This is a genomic window from Mycobacterium colombiense CECT 3035 (genome assembly GCF_002105755.1).
Lineage (GTDB): Bacteria > Actinomycetota > Actinomycetes > Mycobacteriales > Mycobacteriaceae > Mycobacterium > Mycobacterium colombiense.
The window spans coordinates 3,035,146-3,046,162 of sequence record NZ_CP020821.1 but is presented as its reverse complement, the minus strand read 5'-3'; the positions used below and the strand labels follow the sequence as shown (position 1 = coordinate 3,046,162).

The window sequence follows — 11,017 nt, the reverse complement described above, 5'->3', positions numbered from 1 at the left end:
CGGGCCGCAATTGTCGGTCAGTGCAATCGGTTTCGGGTGCGCGGCCTTGATGCGATCGCCCTCCCGCAAGGAGCGGATGGCCGTGCTGGCCAGCGCGATGGCCGGCGGTATCACCCATTTCGACATCGCGCGGATGTACGGGCTGGGCAGGGCAGAGGCAGAGCTGGGGGCGTTTTTACGCACGGTCGATCGCGACAGCGTGACCATCGCCACCAAGTTCGGCATCGATGTCGGCGGCGCGGCTCGGCGCCTCGCGCGGTTCCAAAGCCCAGCCAGGGCATTGCTTCGGAAGGCGCCCGCGCTCCGCCGCACCGTGAAGCGACGCCAGGCGCCCTCCGCGGCCGTCCGGCTGTACGACGCGGCGGGCGCTGCACGCAGCCTCGACCAAAGCCTCGCCGCGCTCGGCGTCGACTACGTCGACATCCTGTTCGTACACGCCCCGCGACCCGGCGACACGGTGGCCGGCGATGAACTCCGCGAGTTCTTCGAACGCGCCCGCCGGCAGGGAAAGATTCGAGCGTGGGGCGTCTCGCAGGACGAGGGGCTCGACGCGGATTTCTCCGAAGCCTTTGCGCCCGAAGGGGTCAATCAGCTGCGCAGCGATCTCCTCGATCCGGCACCGCGAACCGCCGACCTCGCGTTCGGCGTGCTGAGCGGGCCGTACCGAAAAGTCTCGGCTGCGCTGCGGGCGGATCCGGTGTTGGCGCGGCGTTGGCGCGAAGCCCTGCAGACCGACCCCCTCGCTCCCGGCGTGCTTGCCACGCTGATCCTCGGATCATCCGCCACCGCAACGGGTTGCCGGGCGATTCTTTACAGCAGCACCCGGCCACACCGGGTTGCGGCGGCCGCATCCGCCGTGTCGTCGCCGCCGGACGCGGAAACCGTGACGCGGTTCCTCGCGCTCGTCAAGGAGTTTCGAGAGGGGTCTGCCGCGTGATCCTCGGCGCAAAGGACTTCGCGTCCGACATGACGATCGAGGGCGACGTGGTGATCGTCGGGGCCGGCCCGATCGGCATCGCGACAGCGCTCGAGCTTGCGGCCGCGGGCGTGCAGGTGACACTCATCGAAAGTGGCCTTGAACGCTCGGACCAGGCGACGCAGGCGTTGGCGAGTTTCGATTCGCGCCAGGACGACTACTTCCATTCGCGCAGTGAGCTCACGGTCCGCCGGCAGGTCGGTGGAACCTCGGCGTTGTGGGGCGGGCGCTGCGTCAAGTTCGACCCCATCGACTTCGAGAGTCGGCCGATCACCGCGCAGGCCCCCTGGCCTATCGGGCATGACGATGTCGAGCCGTATCTGCAGAGGGCCTGTGACTGGGCTGTCTGCGGCCACGCGGCCTTCAATGCGCGCGATATCCCCGAAATCGCGCACCGCGAGATGATCGATGGGCTTCCCGACGGCCAGGTGCGCACCACAGACCTCGAGCGCTGGGCCTTGCCAACGCATTTCGGGCGCGAATACCGTGCGGCATTGCGCGGCACGCCCGGGCTCACATTGTGGACGGGCCTCACGTGCACCGAGATCGTGGCCGCGCCGACCGGTGACCGCGTCGATCACCTCGTGGTCAAGACGCTCGACGGGCGGCGGGGGAGAGTGATCGCGACGGACTACGTCGTCGCGACGGGCGGTCTGGAGGCCACCCGACTGCTGCTGGCGTCGGACCGCCATCACCCCGGCGGGCTGGGGAATGCCGGCGGCCACCTGGGACGGTGGTATATGGCGCACGTCGAAAGCCGGGTGGCGCGCGTGCAATTCACCACGGACAAGGTCCTCTACGCGTACGAACGGGACAACGACGGCGTGTACATTCGCCGGCGCTTCACCTTCGATCCGCATCTGCTCCGTGCAGCGGGAATGCCGAACGCCGCAGTCTGGCTGGTGAATCCGCCGATCAGCGACCCGGGTCACGGAAGTGGGATACTGTCGGGGGTCTATCTGACTCTCATCTCGCCGGTCGGCCGGTTCCTTTTGGCCGGGGCCATTCGTGAGGCACACACCAAGACGGACGGATCGCCGCGAATCGTCGCGCACCTGCGCAATATCGTGCGCGACCTGATCCCCTCTGTCCGGTTCGCGATCGCGTTCTGCTATGCCCGGTTTCTCCGCAGGGGCAGGAAGGCGCCGGGTTTCTTCATCAAGAGCGCCGACAATCGCTACCTACTCCAGTACCACGGCGAGCATCTTCCGCACTGGGAGAGCCGCGTCGAGTTGACCGACGAGCGGGACACGTTGGGCATGAGGAGGATTCGCACCCACATGCACTTCTCGGAGGCCGATTATCAGAGCGTGCGCAGGGCGATCGTCGCGATCGACGAGCACCTTCGTCGCCACGGCGTGGGCCACGTGGAGTGGCTGACCGACGACGTCGAGGGCGCGGTGCGGGCGTTCATGACGAAGCGGACCGGCTTCCATCAGGCGGGAACCACCCGGATGTCGAACTCGCCGCAGGACGGCGTCGTGGACCCGCAGCTACAGGTCCACGGGGTGCGCGGGCTCTACGTTGCGAGCACGTCGGTGCTGCCGACGTCCAGTCAGGCCAACCCGACGCTGGTCGGGATCGCGTTGGGCGTACGGCTTGCCCGGCGGCTCGCCGACGCGCGAAAGCCGTGCAGCCAATCCGAGTTCGGGGCGCACACCGACATGCCCTGACTCTTCCCTGGTGCTACCCCTGAGGAATCACGTCGCAGCCTGCCACATGTCGTCGATGAGCGACTTCGTCTGCGCGATGTTGGTGCGGCTGGACGCGCCGAACACGATCGACTGGATCTGCGGCTGCCTGCAGACGTACTCGATCGCCTCCCGTGGCGGTATCGCACCCGAGGCGAGTACGGACATCGCGATCAGCCGGCACTGCCGCTCGCGGACGGTTTGCTCGTAAAGCTCGACGCCCCCGCACATCCGGAATCCGATCTTGTTGAAATTAGCGCAGACGATCGGGTTTTCGATGCCCTGCCTGTCGAGCGCATCGAGGAGTCTGGGCAGGTTCATCGTGATGAAACCCGGCTCGGCGTTGTACTTGAGCCTGACGTGGTCGGAGAACAGCCGGAAGGCCTCGTCCATTCCGAGCCCGAGCAGCAGATCGGTGACCACGTTCTGGATGAAGATGACGGGCGTCGACACTCCGGCGAACATCTTCATCTCGGCATCGACCAAGAGCTGCATCAAGGGCTCGACGTCCTTGCCGGCGATCGCGACGCCGCCCTTGAACATCGATCTCACGGCCCCGTTGTCCGGCAAGAACTTCCGGAGCGCCTCCACGATGCCGAACTCGGTCACGGCATTGGCATACTTGTGCGCGTACGGCATGCACGGGTAGAAGACATAGTCGGGGTATTCGGTTCGGTTGGCGCGGAAGTGGTCACAGATCTCACCAACCCGATCGTGGGTGGTGCAGACGAACGTGCGGATGCCCTCCCGATAGGCGTCGTCCAGGGTCGCGAGCACAGCGGGGAGATGCTGGAACCGTATCGCCTGTGCCCGTGCCTTGTCCTCGGACATGTGATTGACGCCGAAGAACTGGTTGTCTCCGAAAAGCACGCGGTCCATGGTCACGATGCCTTCGGGGTGGCGAGTCTCTTGATGCGCGCGACGATCTCACGCCGGAATGCGCCGCGCGGGGATCCGTTCGCCGCACCCCGGGGCGGCGCCACGGAGACCGTGGTGCCCGTGCTACCGGTGATCATGTCGACCACGCGGTCGACGTCCAGCGCCGAGCGAAATGTGTTCTGGCCGTCCACCCGGTTCTGTTTCACGCTGTTGGCGAAGTAGTCGATCTGCGCCGAATACTCCTCGCCGCGCAGGTAATACCACACCTCCTCGGTGAGGTCGGTCGTGTATCGGATGGTCCAACCTTTGCCGAACCCGGGAAGCTGAGGGTGTGCCTCGCGAAGGTAGATCTGGCACTCCTGGCGGTCGGCTGTGATGCGGCCGTTGGTTCCCCACACCGACACCTTCGTCGACATCTTGCGGAAGCTTTCGTCGCTCCAGTTCACGCAGAGCTGGCCGGTCGCGCCGCCGGGATATCGCATGGTGCAGTAGACCTCATCGTCGACGTCCCGCGAGAAAACGCTGTGGCGGACCACCCCGTCGACCGAATGCGGCACGCCGGCCACGAAGTTCATCAGATCGATGGCGTGGCAAGCGTAGTCGTAGAGGGCGCCGCCGCCCTCGGCCTTCACGCCGCGCCATGTGCTTCCCTTTGCCCGGAGCACGACCGGGCCGTACGCTTCGGCGCGGACATGGTGGATGCGTCCCAGCGCGCCGGAAGCCACGATCCGCGCCGCCTCCTGGAAAGAACCGATGAACCGGCAGTGATAGCCGACCTGGGTAACGAGCCGACGCGTCTCCGCCAGGGTTACCAGCCGCTCGCCGTCCGTCACGTCGAGCACGAACGGCTTCTCGCAGAAGACGTGTGCCCCGGCCGTCAGCGCCTTTTCGACGATTGGCGCGTGCAGCCGCGACGGGACGGCGACCACCACCGCTTCGGCCCGGGTGGCCGCCAGCATCCGGTCGAAGTCGTCGTAACAGTCCAGGCCGGTGTATTTGGCGAGGACATCGCGGACATAGCCGGCCGAATCACAGATACCCACCACGTCGAGGTCCGGGTGCGTGCGCAGGATCGCGAGATGCGACAGCCCCATTTTTCCGAGACCGACCAGCGCCGTTCGAATCATTGTGTGCGCCTTTCACTCTTCGGTCGCGACGTGTGCAGCGAAGGTGTCGAGCCGGCTGGGCAGGAGGAATCGACCTTGCTTTGCTCGGGTGATCGGCGCCCGTGTGCGTGGATGCACCACGGCCGCCGCGCAGCCGACGGCTATCGAGACATACCGGGCATCCCTGTCCTCGTACGCAGTGAGACCGCCTGCTTGGCGGCGCTCAACGCAACGTTGATGACGTTAGCATCGGCGGGCCGTGGATTTCGGCGATCTCGTCGATCTCATTGCCGTCGCCCGACGGAGGCCACCGGCCGCGACATCGGCCCGCGCCGGCCGAGTTTCGTTGGTATATGCGAGAACGCGATTGGGGAGAGGGCGGCTTCATTACCATTGAGCTGCCGCCTCGCCCATCCACCGCGGGGCGGGGAGTGAAAGTTTTCGTCGTGCGGCCGAGGTCTGGTCGCGAGTGCGTGAGATGGGGAGGACATGGCCCGCCTGCTCCTCATCGCGTCCTCCGGCGGGCATATCTACGAAATGTTTTGCCTGCGCGACTTCTGGCAGGACAAGGATCGGTGTTGGGTGAGTTTCGGGACCGCCGACGCCCGGTACCTGCTGCGCGACGAGGAAGAGATTTACTGGGCGGCGCACCCTACCGTCCGCAACGTCCCGAATCTGTTGCGCAATCTGGTGCTGGCGCTGCGACTTCTGATCCGCCACCGGCCCGCGATGATCCTGACCACCGGATCGGGCGTGGCCGCCCCCTTCCTCTGGCTGGCCTGGCTGCTGCGGATCCCGACTGTCTTCGTGGAGTCGATCACCCGCATCACCGAACTCTCCCTCACCGCCCGGATGGTAAAGCCTTTCGCTTCCCGATTTCTGGTGCAATGGCCCGAGTTGGTCGACCGCATCCCCGGCGCGGAATACCACGGGAGGATCGTGTGATCTTCGTGATCATGGGCATGGAGGTGCATCCGTTCGACCGGCTGGCGCGTGCGGTCGACGAGCTGGCCCGGGCGGGCACGGCCGGGGAGGACTTCTTCGTGCAGCTCGGAACCTGCGGCTATGAGCCGCGGCACGCCCGGTTCGAACGTTTTTTGTCCTTCGGTGACGTATGCGAGCAGATACGGCGCGCGTCCGTGGCCGTCACCCACGCCGGCGCCGGATCGACCTTGCTGTGCATCGAGCAGGGCAAGCATCCGGTGATGGTCCCCCGTCGCTCCCGGCTCGGCGAGCATGTCGACGAGCACCAGCTGCCGTTCGCCGAGAAGCTCGAGGCGGGCGGGCTGGCCACCGTGGTCCGAGAAATGGAGGAGCTGCCGGCAGCGATCGCGGCGACGCGGTCCCGGGGGCGCCGGCCGATTCGCTGGGCCCGGCCCGCGAGCTGACCGGGTGGCTGGAGACGTTCTGGCGTGGACTCGCCTGAGTCGTCCGTCAGTGCCGTCGGCGCATCACCTGCGCAATGACCTCGAGCAAGCGGTCGGCGACCAGATCGACGGAGCATCGCCGCGTGTAGTGGCGCGCGGCCTCGGCGCCTTGTGCCGCCGCGATATTCGGGTCCGCCAGGGCGTCGAACGCGGCGGCGAGCCCGGCAACGTCGTCGACGCCGGTCGGGGGGCAGCCCGGCGGTTGGTACTCCGGCAGGGCACCGGCGGTGGACACGATCGGCATGACGCCCAGCTGCATCGAGAGCACTTGCACGCCGCTTTGTGAAGCACGGCGATAGTGGGCGATCGAACCTTTCGCGGCGGCCAGCGTCTCGACGACATCGGCGTAGCGGAAGCTGCCGTTGCGCCAGCGCGTGTGCTTGGGCAGCGTGGCCGCGTCCAGTGCCCCGTCGCCGATGAGAACCAGGTCGTCGCCGCGCCAGCGGCCCCCGATCACGTGTCGCTGCCAGGCTTCCAGCACGACGCCTGCGTTCTTGTACGGGTTGAGGCGGCCGAACATGACGAAATCACGGCGTCCTTCGGGCCCGACGAACGGCGGCAGGCGGTCCAGGTCGAGGTCGCTGGCCAGAGGCACGACGTGCACGGGCGTGCCGGCGATATCGCGCCGCGCCGCGACGGCGGAGGCGACGTAGTCGCTGTAGGTGACGGTGGCCGCTGAACGGGCGCCCCAGCGGTCGAATACCGCGCGTTCGTAGGCCGGCGTCAGTTCGTCGGGATCGTGTGGCCGGTCGTCGTGCACCACTTGAATGCGTGGGACCCGTCCGGCCAGCGCAATCCAGCGCGGGTCCCGGACCAGTTCGGCGATCACGACGTCAGGCTGGTATTCGCGGACCCGACGCCAGGCCCTCAGGGTCGGGAGCCAGGTTGCGGCGGTGCGGAATCTGGGGTCGAGCACCAACTCGTAATCGCGCGCGGCATCGGACTCCGGATGCTGGTCCGAGGTCACCAACAGCACATCGGCGCCGTGGCGCAGCAGCGCTTCGGCCTGGACGCGTACGGCCGGGCGTGTCCACGGCGAAAGCCAAAGCACCCGAGGCGTATTCACAGCACGGCCCCGATCGCATCGAGGTAGGCGTCGGCCATCGCCTCCACGGTGTAGTGCTTGTGCATCCGCTCGTAGCCGCGTCGTCCAACCGATGGCAGCGCGCCCGGGTCCGTCAGGATCCGCGCCAGCTGTTCACGCCAGCCCGAGACAGACACTGGCTCGACCAGGAATCCGGCCCTGCCGAAGTCCAACATTTCCGGGACCGCGCACACCGCCGACGCCGCAACCGGTATCGCTCGCGACATCGCCTCGAGAATCACGACCGGGAAGGCCTCCGAGCGGCTCGGGACGCAGAGCAGATCCGCGTCGGCCAGGGCCGGCCCGGGGCCCGCCGACCATCCGCGCCAGTGAACCCGCTTGCCGACCTGTGCAGGTGTTGCCGCCTGCAGTCTCTCTCGATCGGGGCCGTCGCCGAAAATGGATAACCGCCAGGGCAATCCGGCCAGGTCGCTCAGCGCCTCGATGAGCAGGTGGGGATTCTTGTGCTCGACGATGCGGGACAGCATCACCAGGTGCAGCGGCTCACCGCCGGTTCGGTGCCGAGGGCTCGGATCTCCGATGTCGGCGACGCCGTTGGGTGCGATGAAACGCCTTCCCCAAAGCCGATGCTGTGCGAGCAGCATGTCCCAATGCCGTTGCGCCAAAACGATGAAGCCGTCCGCGCGTCGCATCGCGGCGGTCAGGGCCCGTGAGTAGATGGGCCTGTCCTCCTCGGGCGGAACATGCGGTGCGACCAACCAGTGCCGGTGTCGTCCCGCCGCGCGCCACACACTCCCGAATCCCACTTCGGTGTTGGTATCGCCGGTGATGACCACCGCCGGGCCCGCCGGGATGTCGACGATCGGCGCCCACCACGGTTGGCGCACCACGCGCACCGTGTCCGGGATCTCGGAGATCAGCGGGCCCAGCCGCTGCATGCAGGCAATGGTGACCGCGTAGCCGCGTCGGTCCAATTCCGTTGCCAGCAACGCCTTTTGCCGCTCGGCTCCACCGTAGACGAGGCGGTTGGTGGTGATCACGATCGCCGGCAGGTCCGTGCGCCCGCGTGCCCGTTGTGCGCGGCGCAACCGGTCAAGCACGGTGGCTCCGGCCAACCGCACGTCGGCGCGGTGCACGCCGTGCTGGTGTTCGAGCAGCAGCGCGGCGTTGGCGCGCGCCAAATCGCGACGGCGGCGGTCTTCCGCGTCGGTGACGGCCGGTCCTTCGGTCGCAGCGCAATCGACGTCGGGCTCGTCGGTCGACAGGACACGCCAACCCGCTGCGCGGGCCCGCGCTTGCCAGTCGGCCGCCTCGCCGTAGCAGAAGAATTCCTCATCGAAGCCGCCGAGGGCGTTCCAGGCCGCGCGGTTGATCGCCAGGCACGGCGGGCGCCGGGTGATGAAGCGCCGCGCCAGCCGACCGGGTGCACCGCCGTCGCGCGCCATCGGCGAGACCGCGGCCACCCGGGGCCCGCGGAGCAACTCTCGGGTCCTGGCCAACGATCCCGACACACGTGCATTCGCGTTGAACAGCAACAGGTTTGCATCGCCGGGGACGTGTTCCACCAGCCCGTTGAAGCGCGCGGCGAAGTTGGGGTTCGGCGGCCCGGACACCCAGTGCACCGCGTGGTACCGGGCGTGCAGTCGGTCCCGGTCCAGGCCACCCTCGTTGGTCTCCGATACGTAGACCGGCACCTCGGGCAGATGCTCGGCGAGGCTGCCAAGGCACGCTTCGAGCAGCTCGGGGTCGTTGTGGCTCACGATCAGCGCCGCGAGCGATCGGTGCGCCGGCAAGGGGGGTGGGTCGTTGGCCGGGCGCTTCAGATATGCCCGATCCGTCGTGCGCGTCACGTGATCGGCCGCTTCCGGGGTTTCATCTAATCCTCGATCACCGTGCGGGGCCGGCGGTCGTTGACGATGCGGGCCGGATAGCCGGCGACGTCGACATCGTCCGGCACCGATTTGGTGATCACGGCGCCGGGCCGGATCATCACGCGGTCCCCGACTTCCGCGCCCAGCACCATCGCCATCGGCGAGATGAACACGTCGTCACCGATGGACGGGTAGTGGCCGGGACGCCCTTCTCCGATCGTCACTCCATGGTGTATTCGGCAATTCGCGCCGACCCGGGCCTTGTAGTGCACGACCACCAAACCGGGGTGGGCGATCGACAGGCCGGGACCAAAGACGTTGCGCGGGATGTCGAAGCCGAGCCGTTCCCCCAACAGCTTGGTGCGCAGCCTCAGGTATGCGGCGACGGCGTGCCCCGCCGGTGTGCGGGCCGTGTTGGTCCAATACTCCGATTTGCGCAGTAGGCGCTGAAAGTAGGCCGGGCGCTCCAAGATCCGGTGACGGAGCCGCCAACGCTGCAGGCCGTACGCCTTGAGGTCCGCCGCCAAATACGCGCGCAAATCCTCCCGAGTCCTGATCATGGGACCCGCTGCCGGCGTAACGACGCCAGGTCCGAGAACGAGATCGGGCCGGCCGCCGCGCTGGTGGCCAGGTAAACGACTGCCGCCACCGCCAGGGTCAGAATGACGTGATGACCCGAAAGTAGCAGCGTCACCGCCACACTCGCGGCCGTCGGGACCAACAGGCGCAACACGAACGTCACCGGTGTACGGTAACCGCACCGACGGCGCAGCCACCAACTGGAAACTGCCATGTTGAAGAACTCCGTGCACACCAACGCGATACCGGGACCGACCGCGCCGAACCGTCCCGCCAGAGCGAGATTGAGCGCGACATTGAGCGCGAGGGTGACGACCGTCAACCACAGCAAGACCTGCTGGTGATGGCTGGCGACCAAGCCTTGGCCAAGTGTGCCCCCGACGAATCGCAGGGCGGCGGCGACGAACAGCAACGCCAACGTCGGCGTTCCGCGCTCGACGAACGCCTTGTCTCCGAAGAACTCGATCAACGGTCCGGCCAGCAGCGCGCCGACGACGGCGACCGGGACCGCGGCGAAATACATCAGCTCGACACTGCGACGCAGAAAGCCGGCGAAGGAGGCGACGTCACGAGAAAACAGCTCGGTCGCGGTCGACAGTGTCGACTTGAGGAACACCAGCGACACGACGATGGTGTTGAAGGCGATGGTGAAGGCCAACCCGTAGACGCCCACCTCCGAGTGGCTACTCAGCAGCGAAAGGATCACTCCGTCGGCGCGGCAGTAGAGGAATCCAACCACCAAAAACGCGGTGAGGGGCAGGCTTTCGCGGAGCAGGTCGGCGGCCTCGCGGAGGGCGAAGATCGGCCGCACCGAGATGCGCCGGGTCGCCGCGGTGCCCTGAACCAGGAGCTGGACGGCGGGCGGAATGAGTTGAGCGACGGCGAACCAGATGACATCCGACCGCGTCGCCACCAGGAATGCCACCATCGCAAGGGTGGCCGACCGGCCGAGGACGTCGGAGACGGCGACCGCGGAGAACCGCACGGTAGCGAGAAAGACCGGCTCGAAGCGCGTCACCATGGTCTGCATCAGCAGGGCCCCGCAGAGCACGACGAGCATCACGCGCACTTCCGAGTCGCGATAGATGAGCAAACCCGATAGCGCCGCCACCGCCGCCAGTGGCACGCAATAGATCAGGGCGAGGCCGCTGTTGATGCGCACCAGGCGTTCCAGATCGCCGCGCCCGGATGTCACCCGGCGCACGATCACCGTGGCGATCCCGAGGTCGGCCAGGCTGGTCCACATCGCGATGTAGAGAACGGCGATGGACAGTTGGCCGTAGCGTCCGGGTCCCAGATAACGGGCGGTCATGGCCACCGAGACCACCGAGGCCAGCATGCCCAGGGCGCGGCAGATCAATTGGATCGAGAACGCATGAGCCATCTGGTTGAGCGGGACCGACGGCGCCACCGCGCCGGGTGCCGTCGGCTCTGTCATGGCTC

At 67.2% G+C, this 11,017-nt stretch carries 9 protein-coding genes and 1 pseudogene; 4 read left to right on the top strand and 6 right to left on the bottom strand.

The features are described 5' to 3' along the window. The first annotated feature begins 10 nt into the window (after window positions 1-10). Together B9D87_RS13905 and B9D87_RS13900 are read left to right on the top strand one after the other, a co-directional pair. Window positions 11-937 (top strand): aldo/keto reductase, encoded by a 927-nt coding sequence (locus tag B9D87_RS13905; RefSeq protein ID WP_040632061.1) that lies wholly within the window; start codon window positions 11-13, stop codon window positions 935-937. Continuing rightward, entirely contained in the window at window positions 934-2,649 is a 1,716-nt protein-coding gene (locus tag B9D87_RS13900) for an FAD-dependent oxidoreductase (RefSeq protein WP_007776842.1), read from the top strand. Before B9D87_RS13905 ends, B9D87_RS13900 begins: the two co-directional genes overlap by 4 nt. Before the next feature lie 27 nt (window positions 2,650-2,676). On the opposite strand, the gene B9D87_RS13895 is transcribed toward B9D87_RS13900, so the two are convergent. Beyond that, on the bottom strand, window positions 2,677-3,552 hold the full coding sequence (locus B9D87_RS13895; RefSeq protein ID WP_007776840.1) for a hypothetical protein: 876 nt from the start codon (window positions 3,550-3,552) through the stop codon (window positions 2,677-2,679). Continuing rightward, window positions 3,549-4,673 (bottom strand): Gfo/Idh/MocA family protein, encoded by a 1,125-nt coding sequence (locus tag B9D87_RS13890; RefSeq protein WP_007776837.1) that lies wholly within the window; start codon window positions 4,671-4,673, stop codon window positions 3,549-3,551. Before B9D87_RS13890 ends, B9D87_RS13895 begins: the two co-directional genes overlap by 4 nt. A gap of 468 nt (window positions 4,674-5,141) precedes the next feature. Here B9D87_RS13890 and B9D87_RS13885 point away from each other — a divergent pair, with 468 nt between their 5' ends. Then, a complete protein-coding gene (locus B9D87_RS13885) occupies window positions 5,142-5,597 on the top strand; it encodes a glycosyltransferase family protein (protein ID WP_007776834.1) in 456 nt (151 codons plus the stop codon). Beyond that, window positions 5,594-6,078, top strand: a pseudogene (locus B9D87_RS13880) (glycosyltransferase). Before B9D87_RS13885 ends, B9D87_RS13880 begins: the two are co-directional and overlap by 4 nt. Window positions 6,079-6,086: 8 nt before the next feature. On the opposite strand, the gene B9D87_RS13875 reads toward B9D87_RS13880, so the two are convergent. Genes B9D87_RS13875 through B9D87_RS13860 form a run of 4 tightly spaced genes read right to left on the bottom strand, consistent with a single transcriptional unit; the run spans window position 6,087 to window position 11,012 of the window. After that, the gene (locus tag B9D87_RS13875) at window positions 6,087-7,130 is read right to left on the bottom strand and encodes a glycosyltransferase (RefSeq protein WP_007776829.1); all 1,044 of its coding nucleotides are present in this window, start codon (window positions 7,128-7,130) and stop codon (window positions 6,087-6,089) included. Window positions 7,131-7,141: 11 nt separating this feature from the next. Then, on the bottom strand, window positions 7,142-8,974 hold the full coding sequence (locus B9D87_RS13870) for a glycosyltransferase (protein ID WP_007776827.1): 1,833 nt from the start codon (window positions 8,972-8,974) through the stop codon (window positions 7,142-7,144). Window positions 8,975-9,000: 26 nt separating this feature from the next. Continuing rightward, window positions 9,001-9,555 carry a serine acetyltransferase gene (locus tag B9D87_RS13865; protein WP_040631961.1) on the bottom strand — a complete coding sequence of 185 codons (555 nt, stop codon included), beginning with the start codon at window positions 9,553-9,555 and terminating at the stop codon, window positions 9,001-9,003. Next, window positions 9,552-11,012 carry an oligosaccharide flippase family protein gene (locus tag B9D87_RS13860; protein WP_007776823.1) on the bottom strand — a complete coding sequence of 487 codons (1,461 nt, stop codon included), beginning with the start codon at window positions 11,010-11,012 and terminating at the stop codon, window positions 9,552-9,554. Before B9D87_RS13860 ends, B9D87_RS13865 begins: the two co-directional genes overlap by 4 nt. Window positions 11,013-11,017 lie beyond the last annotated feature (5 nt).